The sequence below is a fragment of the Amycolatopsis sp. NBC_01488 genome, assembly GCF_036227105.1.
In the GTDB taxonomy this organism is placed as follows: domain Bacteria; phylum Actinomycetota; class Actinomycetes; order Mycobacteriales; family Pseudonocardiaceae; genus Amycolatopsis.
Genome location: NZ_CP109434.1, coordinates 729016 through 745883 on the forward strand (window position 1 = coordinate 729016; position 16868 = coordinate 745883).

Annotated in this window: 22 protein-coding genes and 1 pseudogene; 14 read left to right on the forward strand and 9 right to left on the reverse strand. The window is 67.3% G+C overall.

Going from position 1 to position 16868, the window contains the following annotated elements; genetic code table 11:
- Positions 1-26 precede the first annotated feature (26 nt).
- Positions 27-305, forward strand: a complete 279-nt coding sequence (locus OG738_RS03440; RefSeq protein WP_329051133.1) for an ANTAR domain-containing protein — start codon at positions 27-29, stop codon at positions 303-305.
- A 92-nt stretch (positions 306-397) separates the two neighbouring features.
- The gene (locus OG738_RS03445) at positions 398-808 is read left to right on the forward strand and encodes a hypothetical protein (protein WP_329051134.1); all 411 of its coding nucleotides are present in this window, start codon (positions 398-400) and stop codon (positions 806-808) included.
- A gap of 387 nt (positions 809-1195) precedes the next feature.
- On the opposite strand, the gene OG738_RS03450 is transcribed toward OG738_RS03445, so the two are convergent.
- The 3 genes from OG738_RS03450 to OG738_RS03460 form a co-directional block, all read right to left on the reverse strand.
- Positions 1196-1591 (reverse strand): Imm7 family immunity protein, encoded by a 396-nt coding sequence (locus OG738_RS03450; RefSeq protein WP_329051135.1) that lies wholly within the window; start codon positions 1589-1591, stop codon positions 1196-1198.
- Between the two features lie 5 nt (positions 1592-1596).
- Positions 1597-1812 (reverse strand): restriction endonuclease fold toxin, encoded by a 216-nt coding sequence (locus tag OG738_RS03455; RefSeq protein ID WP_442875860.1) that lies wholly within the window; start codon positions 1810-1812, stop codon positions 1597-1599.
- A gap of 72 nt (positions 1813-1884) precedes the next feature.
- Positions 1885-2673, reverse strand: coding sequence for an SDR family NAD(P)-dependent oxidoreductase (locus OG738_RS03460; RefSeq protein WP_329051136.1), 789 nt, complete (start codon positions 2671-2673; stop codon positions 1885-1887).
- A gap of 142 nt (positions 2674-2815) precedes the next feature.
- On the opposite strand from OG738_RS03460, the gene OG738_RS03465 reads away from it, so the two are divergent.
- The 4 genes and pseudogenes from OG738_RS03465 (at position 2816) to OG738_RS03480 (ending at position 4319) form a co-directional block, all read left to right on the forward strand.
- Positions 2816-3463, forward strand: coding sequence for a TetR/AcrR family transcriptional regulator (locus tag OG738_RS03465; protein WP_329051138.1), 648 nt, complete (start codon positions 2816-2818; stop codon positions 3461-3463).
- A 58-nt stretch (positions 3464-3521) separates the two neighbouring features.
- Positions 3522-3884: pseudogene (ligD, locus tag OG738_RS03470) on the forward strand (non-homologous end-joining DNA ligase LigD); the annotation flags it as partial.
- Positions 3885-3963: 79 nt separating this feature from the next.
- Positions 3964-4188 (forward strand): DUF2188 domain-containing protein, encoded by a 225-nt coding sequence (locus OG738_RS03475; RefSeq protein ID WP_329051140.1) that lies wholly within the window; start codon positions 3964-3966, stop codon positions 4186-4188.
- Complete coding sequence (locus OG738_RS03480; RefSeq protein WP_329051141.1) at positions 4188-4319, forward strand: SOS response-associated peptidase family protein; 132 nt, start codon at positions 4188-4190, stop codon at positions 4317-4319. The genes OG738_RS03475 and OG738_RS03480 overlap by 1 nt, the downstream gene beginning before the upstream one ends.
- Before the next feature lie 96 nt (positions 4320-4415).
- Here OG738_RS03480 and OG738_RS03485 read toward each other — a convergent pair whose 3' ends face one another.
- Positions 4416-4742 carry a putative quinol monooxygenase gene (locus OG738_RS03485; protein WP_329051142.1) on the reverse strand — a complete coding sequence of 109 codons (327 nt, stop codon included), beginning with the start codon at positions 4740-4742 and terminating at the stop codon, positions 4416-4418.
- Complete coding sequence (locus OG738_RS03490) at positions 4742-6163, reverse strand: FAD-dependent oxidoreductase (RefSeq protein WP_329051145.1); 1422 nt, start codon at positions 6161-6163, stop codon at positions 4742-4744. Before OG738_RS03490 ends, OG738_RS03485 begins: the two co-directional genes overlap by 1 nt.
- Before the next feature lie 86 nt (positions 6164-6249).
- On the opposite strand from OG738_RS03490, the gene OG738_RS03495 reads away from it, so the two are divergent.
- Positions 6250-6822, forward strand: a complete 573-nt coding sequence (locus tag OG738_RS03495; protein WP_329051146.1) for a TetR/AcrR family transcriptional regulator — start codon at positions 6250-6252, stop codon at positions 6820-6822.
- A gap of 156 nt (positions 6823-6978) precedes the next feature.
- Positions 6979-7764, forward strand: coding sequence for an enoyl-CoA hydratase-related protein (locus OG738_RS03500; protein WP_329051148.1), 786 nt, complete (start codon positions 6979-6981; stop codon positions 7762-7764).
- A 427-nt stretch (positions 7765-8191) separates the two neighbouring features.
- On the opposite strand, the gene OG738_RS03505 is transcribed toward OG738_RS03500, so the two are convergent.
- Both OG738_RS03505 and OG738_RS03510 read right to left on the reverse strand, forming a co-directional pair.
- On the reverse strand, positions 8192-8395 hold the full coding sequence (locus OG738_RS03505; RefSeq protein WP_329051149.1) for a hypothetical protein: 204 nt from the start codon (positions 8393-8395) through the stop codon (positions 8192-8194).
- Positions 8396-8454: 59 nt separating this feature from the next.
- Entirely contained in the window at positions 8455-9654 is a 1200-nt protein-coding gene (locus tag OG738_RS03510) for a tyrosine-type recombinase/integrase (RefSeq protein WP_329051151.1), read from the reverse strand.
- Between the two features lie 104 nt (positions 9655-9758).
- On the opposite strand from OG738_RS03510, the gene OG738_RS03515 reads away from it, so the two are divergent.
- The 5 genes from OG738_RS03515 to OG738_RS03535 all read left to right on the forward strand — a co-directional run bounded on the left by OG738_RS03515 (position 9759) and on the right by OG738_RS03535 (position 14719).
- Positions 9759-10358: a GTP-binding protein gene (locus OG738_RS03515; protein ID WP_442875861.1), complete on the forward strand. Its 600-nt coding sequence runs from the start codon at positions 9759-9761 to the stop codon at positions 10356-10358.
- Positions 10358-11590, forward strand: a complete 1233-nt coding sequence (locus tag OG738_RS03520; protein ID WP_329051153.1) for a cytochrome P450 — start codon at positions 10358-10360, stop codon at positions 11588-11590. Before OG738_RS03515 ends, OG738_RS03520 begins: the two co-directional genes overlap by 1 nt.
- 132 nt (positions 11591-11722) lie before the next feature.
- Positions 11723-12790, forward strand: coding sequence for an SAM-dependent methyltransferase (locus OG738_RS03525; protein ID WP_329056545.1), 1068 nt, complete (start codon positions 11723-11725; stop codon positions 12788-12790).
- A 147-nt stretch (positions 12791-12937) separates the two neighbouring features.
- Positions 12938-13396 carry a hypothetical protein gene (locus tag OG738_RS03530; protein WP_329051155.1) on the forward strand — a complete coding sequence of 153 codons (459 nt, stop codon included), beginning with the start codon at positions 12938-12940 and terminating at the stop codon, positions 13394-13396.
- 27 nt (positions 13397-13423) lie between these two features.
- Entirely contained in the window at positions 13424-14719 is a 1296-nt protein-coding gene (locus OG738_RS03535) for an IS256 family transposase (RefSeq protein ID WP_329051158.1), read from the forward strand.
- Between the two features lie 103 nt (positions 14720-14822).
- Here OG738_RS03535 and OG738_RS03540 read toward each other — a convergent pair whose 3' ends face one another.
- The gene (locus OG738_RS03540) at positions 14823-15554 is read right to left on the reverse strand and encodes a hypothetical protein (RefSeq protein WP_329051159.1); all 732 of its coding nucleotides are present in this window, start codon (positions 15552-15554) and stop codon (positions 14823-14825) included.
- 293 nt (positions 15555-15847) lie between these two features.
- Here OG738_RS03540 and OG738_RS03545 point away from each other — a divergent pair, with 293 nt between their 5' ends.
- Entirely contained in the window at positions 15848-16024 is a 177-nt protein-coding gene (locus OG738_RS03545; protein ID WP_329051161.1) for a hypothetical protein, read from the forward strand.
- Here the strand turns inward: OG738_RS03545 and OG738_RS03550 are convergent.
- Entirely contained in the window at positions 15995-16849 is an 855-nt protein-coding gene (locus tag OG738_RS03550; protein WP_329051163.1) for a tetratricopeptide repeat protein, read from the reverse strand. The two genes, OG738_RS03545 and OG738_RS03550, sit on opposite strands and share 30 nt — an antisense overlap.
- Positions 16850-16868 lie beyond the last annotated feature (19 nt).

The following is a 16868-nucleotide window of genomic DNA, read 5'->3' on the forward strand; positions in this document are numbered from 1 at the left end:
AGCCCGTCATCGAACACACCAAGGGCATGTTCACGCTGATCCGCGGCTGGAGCGCGGACGAGGCGTTCACCACCTTGCGTGAGATCTCCCAGCGCACCAACGTCAAGCTGCACGACGTCGCCACCGTCGTCGTCGCGGCCGGCAGCCGCGCCGAACCTGCGCGACGACGAGATCGCCCAAGCCGTCCTGCGCGAAGCACGGCATCTAGTCCTCAGACGACCGTTCGGCTGACCAGCGGCGCGCCGAATAACTCCCACATCCAGACAGCCGCGGTGGCGTGTTCGAGGTCGTACGCGCTTCCCTAGTTAGGGCGTTGACCAGCGCAGACACAGCACAGCTAGGCCGATCAGGTTACCGTCGTTCCTGGGCGTAAACGCCGCGAAGACGGAGGTTGGGCATGGCGACTCAGCGCTCTTCCGACGACCCGGAGTGGATTAAGTCGATGCTCGCCAAGGCCGACAGCACCACTGTGCTCACCAGCCGCAACGGCATCGGCTTCGCCCACGAGTTCGGCGACCTTACCGGCGTCCTCGGCCCCGCCCTCGACGGCCAGCCTGCAGTGCCCGACGGCAAGATCGTCGTATACAACGAGGCTGGGCAGATTGACTTCGGGCTGCCGCAAGAATGCCGCGGCCGCTACCAACCCACCGCAGTTCACTCCGCCGCGGCTCAACCAGGCCGGCTCGCCCACAAACATCGAACAGCCCGCAAACACGGTCGCGTGGACAGTGACGTCGATGCCGTAATGGCGCAGCTCGGAGGCTTTGCCGGAAGCAGGTCCCGACGCGTTCGCCGGCGGCTGCGGTGAATTGCGCCGGCGCGAGCAGTGGTCAATCCTGCTCCGCAGCGACCGGCCCAGTTCATGTCGCAGGGGCGGGACACGCGCGGCCCCGCCCCTGCGGCCATGTGGCAGCGCGCGAGAGCAGATCGAGATGATGGTCGGTGCCTCATCCATCTCTGTCCCTGGCTAGCGGCCACAATGGCAGTGCGGCGGCAAACAAACTGGCCTCGCAGCAGCGCCGAGCGAAGAGTAACTGCAGGGAATTCAGCCAACGGAATGCCACCATCACGGATCAACTGCGTGACGGTTCACAGCGTCGGCTGCCATCACCGCGCCCACGCCCGACCCGACACGATCGGATATGGCCAAGGCCGCCAGATAAGGTTACAGTCGCAATAGTGAACTAGCGTCACGTCAATCTTCGATTATTGGGCGAACAGGGGAAAGAAACGGATCTAGGCGCTCAGATATTTTACCGCGAGCCATGACACGAACCCGAAAAGCGCCGGGCCCAGGAGGGCTATCCATATCGTCTGACCGTTCGTACAAGACACCCCACGATCCGCGAAACTCCCGAGCGACGTGCTCCAATAGTTCGGTAAGCTCGCGCGCTTCGTCCCTACGACGATTAGGAGCGCCATCGACGGTTAAGAAGTGCAGACCGTTAAAAACTCTCAGTTGCACTTCACCGGAAGCCCAGTCAATAGCGGAAACGCGTTGGCGGAGAACATTCATAGACTCGTCAAATCTCGCAGCCTCAATTTCTTCCGGAGTCTCCGCCAGTCCAAACCAGCCGTGAAATTCATACAATTAAATCACCCAAGAGGTCCGATATCAATAACGGGTTCGACGCCGTACCGTTGCCCATACTCCGCCAGCTTCGCCAGCACCTGGGCGGCCGGCGGCCCGTCGAAGTGAAAGTAAGGGATGCGGCCGGACTGTTTCGCAAAGACGAAAGTTTCTTTGGCCTGCTTGCGAAACTGGCTGCCGAGCTGGAACCCCGCTGGCTTGCTTTGAGCGACATAGGTCACTGATCGCGTCGATCTCCCGCCCTTTAGGATCGTTGGCGAACTTAACTCGCGAGACACCGCCAAGCAAGTTTTCTACGGCGTCTTGAGGACGCCTCCGTCTACGCTCCAGTTGGAGCCCACCGCGCTGGGCATCGTCGGCGACGCCAGCAGAAGCACCGCCCTCGCGATCTCAACGGGCTCGATCAGCTTGCCGGTCACCATTCCCGACTGCTCGGGGATGGCCGCGAGCAACGACTCGTGGTCGATGCCCATGCTCGCCGACAGCCGTCCCATGTAGCCGTCCGGGCTCGTCAGGATCGCGGTCCGGGTGGCGCCGGGGGTGACGACGTTGACCCGGACGCCCGTCTCCCCCAGTTTCTCCGCCAACCCGCGGGAAAACGCGCTCAGCCCGGCCTTGGCCGCGGCATAGGACAGCGGCACCCCACGCGGATCGCGCGCCGAACTCGAGCTGATGTTCACGATCGCTCCCCGCGCCCGCGACAACGCCGGCAGCGCGGCCCGCGTCATCTCCACGGCAGCGCGCAGGTTCAGCGCGAGCACGTCGTCCCACGCCGCGCTGGAACCGCCGACGGGGTCGAGGAGGTCGGCGCCGGACGCTTCACCGCCGCCCGCGTTGTTGACGAGCACGTCGAGGCGGGAGGCGTCCGCGAGCACGGCGTCGAGTACGCGCCGCGGCGCGGCAGGGTCGAGGAGGTCGGCGGACACGAACCTCGCGCCGGTGGCTTCGAGCGCAGGGCTGCTCTTCCGCGACACGGCGACGACTTCGGCGCCTTCGGCGACGAACGCCTCGACCGTCGCCAGCCCGATGCCCCGGCTCGCCCCCGTCACGAGGACACGCTTGCCCGCAAGATCCAGATCCATGGTGGTTCTCCGTTCACGTCTGACTTGACCCTACAAATACTACACCGAAGTCTCATTTAGTCGAGGAGTCGAGACGTTGATGCTTCGGATGTAAGCTGATGCGGGATGTCTCAGTTGAGCCGAGCGAGAAGGGGGGTTCCGGGTGAGCGCAGACGCCGAACCGAGGCGCTTGCGGGCGGACGCGGAGCGCAGCACGGCGCGGATCCTGGCGGCCGCCGAGGAGGTGCTCGCGGTCGACGCGACCGCCACGCTGGAGCGGATCGCCGACGCCGCAGGGCTCGCGCGCGCCACCGTCCACCGCCGGTTCTCGTCCCGGAAGGCGTTGCTGGAGGCGCTGACCGGCCTGCTCAACGAGCGCTACCTGCGCGGGCTCGAGCAGGCGCGAGTGGCGACGGCGCCCCCCGTCGCGGCGCTGTACCGGCTGACGGAGCTGCTCTTCGAGCTCAAGGTCGACAACCGGGCGATCATGGAACTCACCGTGGACCCGGCCACCAAGATGACACCCCTGAGCCCCGAAGTCACGGCCGGGCTCGAACTGCTGTTCAGGCGGTTGCGCGAAGCCGGCGAAATCACCGCCACCGATACGGCGTGGTGCTGCGCCATCTACCTGGCCGTCGTCCACGAAGCAGCACAGCTGCCGACTGACTCGCCGATGCTGGGCGCCGCGGCGGGCGAGGTGGGCGCACGGACCGACCTGACCTACCGGACCGTACTGGCCGCACTGGGCGGCGACCGGCCATACGTTGAGCTTCCGGAGGAAAAGAGCCACCCTGATCGTCGCGTCAGGTAGCCGTTCTGGTGCGGTAGACGTTGTCCCACCGTCCTTGTGATCCGTAGTCCGGATAAGGATGCAGCTCTACGCCGCGATCGACACCGACGCGCCGTCGGCCTACGCCAAGAAACTCGCGCAGCGGCTCGCCCGCGAAACCCCCGACACCGTCACCGCCGTCATGGCCAAGAACCAGCGCACCAACCGGGTGTTCATCGACTGGTCCCAGAACAACCCCGCCAAGACCACCGTCGCCCCGTACTCCCTGCGCGGCCCCGACCACCCGACGGTGTCCACGCCGATCACCTGGGACGAGGTCGCCGCCTGCCGGCACACCAGCCGGCTGGTGTTCACCGCCGAGGACGTCCTCGACCGCATCGACGACCACGGCGACCTCCTCCTCGACCTCCACAAGAAGCCGGCCGCCCTGCCGTCGCCCTGACCCGCGACGGCGGGGTTTCGCCCGGACAGGACGGGTACTCCTCTCCCAGCAAGAGCCCATAAAGGGAAGGAGCGAACCTGTGAAGGGCGACGTCGAGACCTACCACGAAAACGGCCAGTGGCAGAACAAGATCGAGGGAAGCTCCGCGCCGGAGAAGAGCACCTTCGACACCAAGGAAGCCGCCGTCACCGGAGGCCGTGACCTGGCCCGCGAGCGCAAGGTCGAGCACTTCATCCGCAACCTCGACGGCAAAATCGGCGAACGCAACACCTACGGCCACGACCCCCGCAACATCCCCGGCTGATGTGCGGTCGGTCCGCCTCCACCACCAGCGACAAGGACATCGCCGCCGCGTTCGGCGTCGGGGAAATCGACGGTCACGAACTCCCGCCGTCCTGGAACGTCGCCCCCACCCAGCAGGCGCGCGATACCTGAGCTTGCCGTCGCACATCCCGGGGTCAAAGGCAACAACGGTGGCTTTCGCTTTCGGCGCTATCGTCGACGCCAGGTCCATCGCCGATGGCAGTTGGGTCACTGGACCGGCACGGGCAGGAGAGCCAGCTCCTGCCAGTCGTCTCCGGGCATCGTTGTCATGAGCACCCGTGGTGTCTCGACGAGGGCGCCGGGCCACTCGCGTTGGATCTTCGGGATCAGCGGTGACTTCAGGTGCCGCTCGACGCCGTCCTCGCAGTGCCCTTCTATCAGGAAGAAGACGTTCGGTTCGTCGACACAGCGCGCCCACCAGAACCAGAGGTTGCTGTCCTCGGCTCGCGTGGCGCGGGTGAATTCGTCGACGAGGTGGAGCCACCGGCCTGTCCACTCTTCGCGCACGGTGAAGCGGATGACGACGATCTGCATCAGGGAGCCCTCCGTTCGCGGGCAGGCGCGGTCCACCGGCCGAGGACGGCGGCCCAGTCCCCGGATGTGACGTCGCCGGCCCAAGCGACGTAGCCGTCCGGCCGCACCAGCAGCCCCGGTCCGTCGTCGGTGCGGTGCACCACCGGCATCGGGGCCCGCACGTGTCCGGCTTCGCGGCCGGCCACGAGCACGAACTCGCCGTGGCGCAAAGCCTCGAGCAACCGGCCTTCCCGCAATGCGACCTCGCCGGCGGGGGTGCCGACCAGCGTGTGTTCGGACGACGCGCGGCGGTAGCGGATCCCGGTCCCGGTGAACATCCCGGCAGCTTTGCCGGAGAACCTGCGGCTTCGCAGTAGCGCTGCGAGTGCGTGGTTGCGCAACATCCGCATCGGCCACGACCGCAACGTCATCATCCGGATGGTGGCTCCGCTGGTGCGGAGCACCAGCTTCCCGACCGGGTGTCGTTCGGCTTGGTAGGTGTCGAGGATCGCGGGGTCGGCGCCGTCGAGGACGGTGGCCAGTTTCCAGCCGAGGTTGGCCGCGTCCTGGATGCCCGTGTTCATGCCCTGACCGCCCGCGGGCGAATGGACGTGGGCAGCGTCGCCGGCGAAGAACACCCTGCCCGAGCGATAGGTGCCGATCTGGCGTTCGTCGCTGCGGAACTGGGAAATCCACCGGGTCTCGCCCATGCCGAAGTCGGTGCCCATGGTCCGCCGGAGGATGTCGCGGACCAAGGCCGGTTCGGCGCGGAAGGCCGGGTCGTCCTCGTGACGGCGATCCCAGGCGATGATGCGGAACCAACCGTCGCCAAAGGGCGCGAGGAACGCGAAGCTGTTCTTGACGGCGTCCACGGTGATGACGGTGTCCGGCGGCTCGGCGAGGTACGCGTCGGCGAGCATGATCGACCTCAGCAGCGTCTTGCCCGGGAACTCCGTGCCGGTCAGGCGCCGGACGGTGCTGTGCGCACCGTCGGCGGCGACCACATAGGACGCTTTCCACACGAGGTCACCGGCCTGGACGACGACGCCGTCGTCCAGCTGCTCCAGGCCCGTGACACCGGCTCCGCGCACGATCTGCGCGCCGTGATCCCGGGCGTACTTCTCGAGCAACGCGTCCACGTTGCGCTGCGGCGTCACGAGCAGGAACGGAAACCTGGACGGCAGCTGGGTGAGGTCGAGCCCCGCGCTCTTCCACAGGCTCAGGCTGCCCGCCTTGGTACCCGTGGCGACCAGCTCGTCGGCGAGGCCGCGGGTGTCCAGGACCTCCAGCGTCCGGGCGTGGGTCCCGAACGCCCGGCTGAGCGGCGAAGCCTCGGCGTGCTTTTCGACGACCACGACCGACCGACCGGCCAGGGCCAGCTCCCCGGCCAGCATGCAGCCCGTCGGGCCGCCTCCGACCACGACGACATCTACGGTGCCCATCAGAACCTCCTAAGTCAACAGCGGGTGACTTTAACGGTACGAGCACCGCCGGGCGAAGTCAACCATCGATGACTTATGCTGACGTCATGCCCGAAACCCGCCGACGTTCCGCCCCCGCCACGCGCGCCGCGATCCTCGAAGCCGCACGAGAACGCTTCGGCGCACAGGGATTCGACCGGGTGCGGCTGCGCGACGTGGCCGCGGACGTCGGCGTCGACCCGGCGATGGTCATCCGCTACTTCGGCACGAAGGAAGGCCTCTTCGCCGCGGCGGCGGCGTTCGAGCTGAATCTGCCCGACCTCACCGAGGTGACGGCCGACGAGCTCGGGCACGTGCTGATGCCACGGTTCTTCAGCGTCTGGGAGGACGACGCCGGATTCCTTTCCCTGCTGCGCGCGGCCACGACCAGCGAAGCCGCGGCGGTGAAGATGCTGGAACTGTTCACCAGCCAGGTCACCCCGGCCGTGGCCACCGTCGCGGCCGACCGTGCCCCCGAGCGCGCCGCGCTCCTCGGCTCACAGATTCTCGGCTTGGCCCTCTCGCGCTACGTGCTGAAGGTGCCGCCCCTGGCGCACATGGGGCGTGCCGAACTGGAAGCCTGGGTCACCCCGGTCATCCGGCACTACCTGACCGATCCCGCCGCCCCAGTGCCGACGTGAAATCCAGGTGGACGCAGTAGTCGCCCACCTGCTCCCCGCGAGCCGAATGGCCGTCCCGCACGGCAGGGCCAGCGGCTTGCCCTCCGGGGACTCCGCTTCGATCGTGAAGGGCCAGAACAGCTGGACTTCGCCCGCCAGTGTGATCTGGTCGACGACGTGGCGGACCCACGGCAGGGCCACGACCGCGCCAGCCGTGGCTGCGATGATCGCGGCGCGGCCGGTCAGTGGCTCGTTGTTGCCGAACACGTAGGTGGCGTCGTCGGCGAACCAGGGGCAAACGCAGCGATGACCGCGGCCTTGGACGACGCGTTGAACCGGCTCGCTGACGACCCCGAGCTGCGAGCCGGCGTCCTCACCGGCGGCCCGGACATCTTCTGCGCCGGAACGGACCTGGCCGACGGACCGGGCGGACCCACCCCGCGCGGCTGCTCGTACGGCCTCATCGCCCGCCGACGCACCACACCCCTGATCGCCGCCGTCGAAGGACCGGCTTACGGCGGCGGTTTCGAGATCGCGATGGCCTGTGACATCATCGTCGCTGGACGCTCGGCACGCTTCGCCCTGCCGGAAGCGACTCACGGCCTGGTCGCCAACTGCGGCGCCCTCTTCCGTGGGCCCCGCACCCTTCCGCCGATGGTGGGCCGCCACCTGCTCCTCACCGGGCAGCCGATGCCCGCGGAACGCCTCTACGCCTTGGGCCTGGTCTCCGAACTGGCCGACGACGGACGGGCCGAAGATGCAGCACTCGCCCTAGCCGACACCATCAGCGCCAACTCCCCCGCAGCCGTCAGCGCCACACCGAAGCCGTCCGTGACTTCGACATCCGCGACGACGAGTTGGGCTGGGACCCCACCCGCCACGCCGACTCCACGAACGGCGCGGGCGGCGAGAAAGCCGAGGGGCCTCACGGCGTTCCGCGAGAAGCGCGAGCCCCGCTGGTGACCGGCCTCAGGCAATGACCAAAGGGGACACCGGCGAGCCCGCCGCTCCGGCGATCTTCAGCGGGGCGGCGGCCTCACCGCGATGCTCGATAGCTCGCGCACCTGATCAGCGGACCAGCTGACCGCGAACTCCCACCGGGAGCAACGTCCGCGACTGTTCATCTGCTGGTCGGCCGAGTCTGGCACCCTGCCGGCATTTCGGGCATGGATGCCTTTGTCAGGAGGACAGTTCCCGCCCGCTGGTCTCGGACGTCAGTGCCATGACGATGATCGCGATGACGGCTGCGAGTACGGCGGCGCCCAGCCCGATCCTGAACCCGGTCGTCGAAGTCGCGAGCAGCCCGACGACCGCGGAGCCAGCGCACCGCCCAGCCGTCCGCCGTTGTACACGGTACCCATGGCCAGGGCGCGCACCGGTGAGCGGTAGGTCATTTCGGCAACCCAGGGCCCGGCCCCGGCGACACGCCGGCGACGCCGGCGAGGAATGCCGCGATCGGCACGACGACGCGGTGCCCCGAAGAGACGAGCAACGCGGTCGCGATGGCCGCGACGGCGAGATAGGCGATGAACGTCGGACGCCGCCCGAGGCGGTCGGCGAGCAGGGCGAAGACCGCGAACCCGACCCGGTTCATCCGAAACTTTCTGCTCGGTCCAGCACGATTACAGTTGAATCCCCGAAACCATGAGTCAGTTATGCGGCCACATATCGCCACGCACATTGCTCCGCCGGAGTTGTGCTGCCGGCGACAGCCTTCTCCCACCGCGTCTGCAGTGACTCAAGCAGGCGTTGCTCGACGGCGTCTGCGACGTGAGAGTAGGTCTCTTGGACCTTGTCTTGGAGTACATGACCGAGGCGGAGCGCTTGGGCGATCTCGGGAATCCCATCGTCGATCACCCAGGTCTTGTGGCTGTGCCGGAGCCCGTGGAATTTCAGGCCTGGCTTCACGGCGCGCAGGCGAACGCGGGGATTGACCTTGCGCGTGTTTCCGTCGGCCGCGGGGCGGAATGCGCGGCGGCCGAAGTTGCTCCGCCGGTGCAGTTCGGACTGCGGTGTGACGAAGACGTGCGAGTGGTCGTGGCTGTCCAGGTGAGCCCGCAGGAGCATCACGAGGAACGGCGGCAGGGAGATGTCTCGCACGGACGCCTCGGTCTTCGGCGGGCCGAGGAACATGCTGCCCGAGCCCGGTTCGTGGAGTGCGCCGATGTCGGGGTCGACAACGATCTTCCCGGTGTTGTCGTCGTAGAGGTGCAGGTTCGGGCGTTGCAGTCCGACCAGCTCGCCCCAGCGCGCCCCGGTCCAGCCCGCCGTGGTCGCCAGTATCGCTCCACCCGGGCCGTAGCAGAGAGCGATCTGGTCGGACACGGCGAGAACCTCTCCTGGTTCTGCCCACACTTGCCTGGGTCGGCGCTGGGTTCGGCGGCGCCGACCCCGGCGGCGGTTCCGGATCGGGTTAGCGTCGATGAGTGTCTCGTCCGCGGCGTCGGACAGCAACAGGGAGAAGCACTTCATGATGCTGGCGACGGTGCTGTCCGCCAGCCCGGATTGTCGCAATTTCTTCTCCCAGCTCCGGACTTTGGAGTTGGTGATGTCGGCCAGTGCGGTGGTGCCCCATCGGGGAAGAACGTGAACCTTGAGGAAGCTGCGGTAATTATCTTCCGTGCGCCGGTCGATGTCGAGTGCGTCGATCCAGTCCCCGGCCCACTCGGCTACGGTGGTCTGACCACCCGTCGGGTCGATCCATTTTCCGCGACGTTTGTCGGTCTCCATGTCGTCGATGTAGTTGTTCGCTGCGGCTTCATCGGGAAACCCGGCGATGGAGGCGATCGTTCCGTCGGCGCGTCGGTAGCGAACGCGCCAAGTGTCCTGGCCGGTTTGGTCGACCCAGGGCATGTGAACTCCTTTGCTCTGGTGTGGGGTCACGGGGTGACGGCATCGATTGACGCTCTGGTGCGGACAGAGAGCCAGCCCGGTCGTCGAGAAACCTCTGGTTTGGCGTGCTTCTCAGTGCTCCGCCGGATCAGCGTTGGGTCAGCGACGTCGGCGTCGGCTGCGTTGCCGGCTCGGTGGCCGGGCCGTTCGGCGTCGGCAAGACCACACTGATCGGCACGGTCAGCGAGATCGAGCCACTGCGCACCGAAGAGCAGATGACCGTCGCCGGCGCCGACATCGACTCCCTCGACGGCGTCGAGGACAAAACCACCACGACGGTCGCGCTGGACTTCGGCCGGATCACCCTCGGCGACACCGCGCTGTACCTGTTCGGCACCCCCGGGCAACAACGGTTCTGGCCCCTGTGGCCCGGCCTGGCCCAGGGCGCCATCGGGGTCCTGGTCCTGGTCGACCTGCGCCGGCTCGATCACAGCTTCGCCGTCCTCGACCAGCTCGACACCACCCGGCTGCCCTACGTCGTCGCCGTCAACGACTTCCCCGACACCCCCAACCACGCCGACGACGAGGTGCGCCAGGCGCTCGCCCTGCCCGAGGCGGTGGTGCTGCACTGCGACGCCCGCGACCACCGCTCGCCGGTCGACGCCCTGATCACCCTGGTCCGTCGTGCCCTGACCTGTCTCGACGCCGCGGAGGCCCGAATCTGATGTCCACGCCCGTGACCGGCTGCCGCCTCGCCGAGCTGACCGGCCTGCCCCTGCTGTCGACGACGACCACGTGCCCCGCCCCCCAAGCCGCCTATCGGCGGCTGCGCGAGGGCTGGGGGCAGGTCGTGCCGGTCGACCTGGATCCCGGGATCCCGGCGTGGCTGGTGATGGGGTACCGCGAGATCCGGGCCGTGGTCCGCGACGAGCTGCATTTCTCCCGCGACTCCACCCACTGGCGGCTGTTGCAAGAAGGCCGCATCAGCCCGGACTCGGGGCTCCTGCCGATCATGGCCCCGCGCGACAACGCGTACTTCTCCGACGGCGCCAAACATCGTCGGCTTCGTGCCCCGCTCGTCGACGCCCTGGCCGGGCTCAGCGAGCAGCACATGGCCCGCCTCATCCGCGCGACCTGTGACCGGCTGATCGACCGGCTCCCCGCTGACGGGCCGATCGACCTGGTCGCGCCCTACGCCGCGCAGGTGCCGATGCTCACCGTCGCGGGCCTGTTCGGCATCCCCACGGACCTCGGCGAGCGGCTGCAGGCCTGCGTGATCGCGCTATTCGGCTCCGGCGGGGACGCCCAGGCCCTGTTCGCCGAGATGGAAGCCATCCTCACCGGCATCATCAGCGCGCACCGCGCGGCGCCGGCCGCCGACCTCACCACCGCCTTCCTCGACCACCCCAACCATCGCGACGACGCCGAGGTTCTGGCCTCGATGTTGCTGACGCTGGGAGCAGGCTGGGAAACCACCCAGGTGTGGATCGCGCAGACGCTGCGGATCATGCTCACCGATAGCCGCTTCGCCGCCCAAGTCCGCGGCGGCCACCTCGGCATCGACGACGCTCTGGATCACGTGTTGTGGACAGACCCGCCGATGGCCAACCAGCTCACCCGCTGGGCCACCAGCGACACCGTCCTCGCCGGCCAGCACATCGCCCGCGGCGACGCCCTGATCCTCGGGCTCGCCGCCGCCAACGCCGACCCCTGGGCCGGCGCCCAGGACCGCATCGACACCGGCAACCGCGCGCACCTGGCCTTCGGCATCGGACTGCACGCCTGCCCCGCCCAGCGGGCCAGCCGCCTCATCGCCCGCACCGCCGTCGAGACCATCCTGCACCGCCTGCCCGACGCGCGCCTGGACATACCCGCTGCCGAGGTGCCGCTGCACCCCTCGCCCTGGACCCGCGGCCCGGCTCACCTGCTCGTCACCGCGACCCGCACCCGCAACTAGCAACGTCCGTTCCCATCCTGCACTTCACTGAGGCGCGACTGCACCGATGACACAGACCACCCCGCCCCAGCCCCTCTACGCGCGGACAACACGCCGTGGCGGTGGGCCCCCTGCGGAGCCAACCAAAGCCGGATCAACCTCGCCTACCTCTACGACGCCTTCCGCGAAGCCAAAAACAGCGACGGCCGCGTCAAACCGTGCGTCAAATACGCCCACGACAACGAACGCACCGCCGCCCAGCGGCTCAACGAAAAGGTGCAGGGCGCGGGGTTCGTGTTCCGGTCTGAACGCGGGTTCCTCGACCGGGCGGCCACCTACCTCGCCGGCCACCAGCGCGTCAGCAGCATCGTGGTCGCCGGCGCGGGCCTGCCGCACATCGCCAGTGATGACGATCTGCACTCCCAGGTCCGTCTCACCGAGGCGATCGCCCACAACCGCCTGCAGCGCACGGCGTGCGCGACGGTGATCTACGTCGAACGCGACCCGCTGACACTGGCGCAGCTGCGCACCATCGCCGATGCCGATGACGGCATCCACGTCGTCGACGCCGACCCGTGGAACCCCGCCGCCATGTGGGACACCCTCTACAACACCGGCAGCGAAAACCCAGGCCTGATCTGTCCCGACCTCGACCGCGTGGCGTTGCTGCTGGGCGGCGGGGTGATGTCGTTCTACGGCGGCAACCGCACCGATGCCACCCAGGTGGTGCAAGACCATCTCGCGCGTCTTCCGGCCGGCGGGTTCCTAGCCATGACCCACCTGTACCAGCCCGAGACTCCCGACCTCGCCGCCCAGGCACGTGAATTCGAAGCGGCACTGCAGGAACACGGTCCGGGGACCGGCAGCCTCGCCACCGACGCCGAGATCCACGCGATGATCCAGGGCACCAGCGTGCTGCCACCCGGGATCGCTCCCACGTTCACCTGGTACCCCGACGGACCGTCCGCGGACGCACCGGTGTGCGGACACTTCACCGCCGCCGTCCTCACCCAGAAACCAGGACCGGACAACGAGCTACCGGAGCCCCCCTGGCTCGAAACCTCTGACTCCCCGACCGCCCGTATCCCAACCGCGCGGACGGCCAGGGATCCGGAACCGGTGTCGCCACGAACCTCGACTTACCTGCACGGCGGCATCGGGCCCGGACCCGACCGGTCACCGGGGTGTGGCCAGTCATTCCTCGTGCACCCACAAGGTTAAGAAACCGGCCTCTGTGGTGTACGGGATCCCACGAACGCCTGGCGCGCACAACCATCCTCGTGCGCGGCCACGCAACACACCGAACCTGGCGCGTCGCATTCCCACGACCGCGCCAAAACTCGTTACCGCGAAAGGACATTTCTGCTCGTGCGTTTCACAAAGACAGCCGCAGTAGCCCTGGCCGTGCTGCCGACGCTGGCCGGTGTCTCCGCCGCAGCCGCCGCGCCACCACCGCCGACCGACACCGTCTCCCCGCAGATCGTCGGCGGCGACCCCGCGCCCGTGGCCTACGCCGGCGCCGGTTCCCTGCAGCTCCTCGACCACGGCGACCCGAACTGGCACTCCTGCGGCCTCACCTTCCTGGCCGAGGGCTACACCGAGACCGGCGCCCTGGCCGCCCACGACCTGCCAGTGATCATCCGCCAATCCGCCATCCGCCTTGACGAGACGACTCTGCTCATGAATCTCCCGCTCACCCTGCTGATCGGCCCCTCCTCCCCCGCCCTGGGTGCCTGCGTCGGACGACGCCATCTTCCCGGAACACGCACCGAGGACCGGACGGGACTGTTCCAAGATCGGTGTTTCCGGCCCGACACGCCGGGCTGAGGTCTGGCGGGATGGGCACTGTGAGTGATGACATCGGAGCTTGTGAGTCCACGTAAGCGTGAGTCCGAGCCGGCGCGGGAGCTGTCGCCGGAGCAGGCCGCCGCGGCGGCGATGGTGGCCGAGGCGAAGGCTCGCGGGCTGGCACTGACCGGCCCGGACGGCCTGCTGAAGCTGTTCACCAAGAACGTGCTGGAAACCGCCCTCAACGAAGAGATGACCGAGCACCTCGGGCACGAGAAGAACCAGGCCGACCCGGGCCGTGAGTCGACGAACGTGCGCAACGGTGCACGGCCGAAAACGGTGATCTCGGATGCCGCCGGCGAAGTTCAGATCGAGGTTCCGCGGGACCGGGAGAGCACGTTCGAGCCGCAGATCGTGAAGAAACGGCAACGGCGGCTCACAGATGTGGACGAAATCGTGCTGTCGCTGTATGCGAAAGGGATGACCACCGGCGACATATCCGCGCATTTCGCCGAAATCTACGGAGCTTCGGTCAGCAAGGAGACGATCTCGCGGATCACCGACAAGGTTGTCGCCGAAATGAACGACTGGGCCAACCGCCCGCTCGACGCCGTGTACGCGGCGGTGTTCATCGACGCAATCCACGTCAAGGTCCGCGACGGGCAGGTCGCCAACCGGCCCGTCTACGCTGCCATCGGGGTCACCGTGGATGGCCGCAAGGACGTCCTGGGCCTGTGGATGGGCGCCGGTGGCGAGGGGGCAAAGTTCTGGATGAGCGTGCTGATCGACCTGAAGAACCGCGGCGTGGCCGACGTGTTCTTCCTCGTCTGTGACGGCCTCAAAGGGCTTCCCGATACGGTGGCGAACGTCTGGCCGAAAACTATTGTTCAAACCTGCATTGTCCACTTGATCCGGAACACCTTCCGGTTGGTTTCGAGTCGGGATTGGGACGCGGTGAAGCGGGACATCAAACCCGTCTACACTGCACCCAGTCCGGATGCCGCGGCTATCGCGATGGACGAACTCGAGGAGAAATGGAGGAAGAAGTACGGGGCAATGATCCGGCTCTGGCGCAACGCCTGGGAGGAGTTCATTCCGTTCCTCGATTACGACGTCGAGATCCGGACGATGATCTGCTCGACGAACGCGATCGAATCATTGAATGCCCGTTATCGGCGGGCGATTCGTGCGCGGGGGCATTTCCCGACCGAGCAGGCCGCGATGAAGTGTCTGTATCTTGTGACCCGCAGCCTGGACCCGACCGGGACAGGCCGCGCCCGATGGACGATGCGCTGGAAACCAGTGATCAACGCGTTCGCCATCACCTTCGGTGACCGCTGGCCGGGAGCCGAGACCTACTGAACAACAACGCCGGAAACACCGATCACGGGATAGACCCGACCGGACCGCCTCGCGCAGCCGCGCGACGCGGCTTCCGTCAGCGCAGGCTTCCCTCGGTGAAAGATCAGGAGCCGGGACCGGAGTAGATTTCCGCCGCCGCGGGTTCCTTGATGGTGGTGGGTTTGTTCCAGTCCGTGTACTCGAGAGTGCCGCTCTTGGGATCCTGCATGCGCAGCAGGTAATGCGGTTCGTCGGCGGCCACCGTGGCGGTGCCGTCGGGGCTGGTGAAGTTCACTGCCCGCGTACCTGCGAATGTGGTCGGCCCGCCGGCCGTGAAGGTCGCCGCCGCGAGCTGGCCGACCGTGTTCTCGGTGAATGTCTTGTAATCGAGGAAGGCCTTGAAGGCATCAGCGATACCCGCGCCTATCTTGGCCGTCGACGGGACCCACTTACCGGTCAGCTGCTTAGCCGCCGACGCCGGGATACCGGACTTCTTCACCACCGAGGCGGTGAAGCGGAAGTAGTACTTGTCCCCGACGCGGAGCGCGGGGATCTCGAGACCGTCCTGCGTGACGGTGCCGCTCGCGCTGTCCTGGTTGAGCTGCACGTCGAGGGTGACGTTGCCGCCCTCGACGATGGCGCCCCTGACGTGCACGGCCGAGGACTGCTTGGCGGCGGCGACCACGGCGGCGCCGGCCTGGGCAGCATCGAGGGCGGCTGGGGCGGCTGTCGTGGACCCCACGGCGGCGGCCTCAGGGGTCGGCGCCTCCGCGGTGGCGGACGAGCCGGAGCAGGCAGTACAGGCAAGTGTGACGGCTCCGGCCGCGACGAGTGCGGCCAGGTGAGATCGAGGCATGGCGGAAATCCGTTCACGAAGGCCCGGACACCCCGGACTCAGACGAGTATCGACCGACGGGGTGATCCGTTACAGACCGAGCCTGCGACCTCGCCGACCCGCCCCGATCGGCGAAGCCGCGGTTCACGGACCCGGCGCCCGAGGGTCCCGACCTCCGACACGTACGCGCTGGACGGTATTTCCGGTGCAGGCGGGTTGTCCCCGCAGGCCGGATCCGTCGCAACGTAGTCCAGTCCCGCGCCCGGCACCGGGCGCAGCCGGGCTGGATCAGCAAGTCCTGCCTGGTCGATCCGGTGGCCCGCAAGTTCCCCGCCGGCACCACGACGAACCAGGACAAACGTTCCGTGCCGGACGCCGACAGCTTCGCCAGACCCCTGGGCAACCGCCAGGCCGTCGGCGGTGAGAACGTCCCCAAGACCGTCGGCATGACACCGGCGCTCTTATCGATCTGTCTTGCCGTTGCCTCCTGATTCAATTTCTTCCAGAAGCTCTTCGGCGTCGACGTCACCCCAGGATGCGGCAGTGGAAAGTATGATCCGAGCTTCATCTTCGCGACCCAGCTCGACCAGGAACGAGCCCAGCTCATATCCCCATCCCGGCTCGTCGCGCTCCTTCGCAAGCCGAAATTCGCGCTCGGCACCGATTAGGTCTTCTCGCTTCTCCCAGAGAAACAAGGCGTAGTTCTGGTGCACCTTGCGGGCTTCCAGACCCACAGCTTCCTGGAACTTGTCCTCAGCCTCGTCAAGCCGGCCCTGCTCGGCGTAGACGTTGGCCAAGGCCACATAGGTACTGGGCTGGTCCCTGCTCAGGTGACGCAGCGCCAGCCGCTCTGCCGTGTCGAGATCACCCAAGTCGTCGAAGTACAACGAAACCAGGTTCGCCGCGGCCAAGCTGTCACCTTCCGCGATCGCTCGCTGAAGAATATCGATGGCTTCAGCATATCGCTCCCGGCTCCGAAGAAAAACGCCGTAGTCGTTCAGAGCGTCTTTGTCTCCCGCATCGACCGCCTGCCGATACGACGACTCGGCCAATTCGTCGTCTTCAAGATCATCCGCAACGTCGCCGAGCAGGCCAGCCAAGTTCGTCTGCCCGTTGGCAACAGCATCGACGAGCACCTGCTTGGCATCTTCGAGGTCACCGGTCTCCATGAGCGTCAAGGCCAGCAGACGGTCAGCGTCCGGCTCGTGCGCTGCGACGGCCTCGCGGAGGACCGGCACCGCCTCCTCGTGACGGTCCTCCTCTCGCAACGCTGCACCCTGCGCAGTGAGAGTCCGGGCGTCTTCATTGCTGCTCATGTTGTTCCTGTCGATGTAG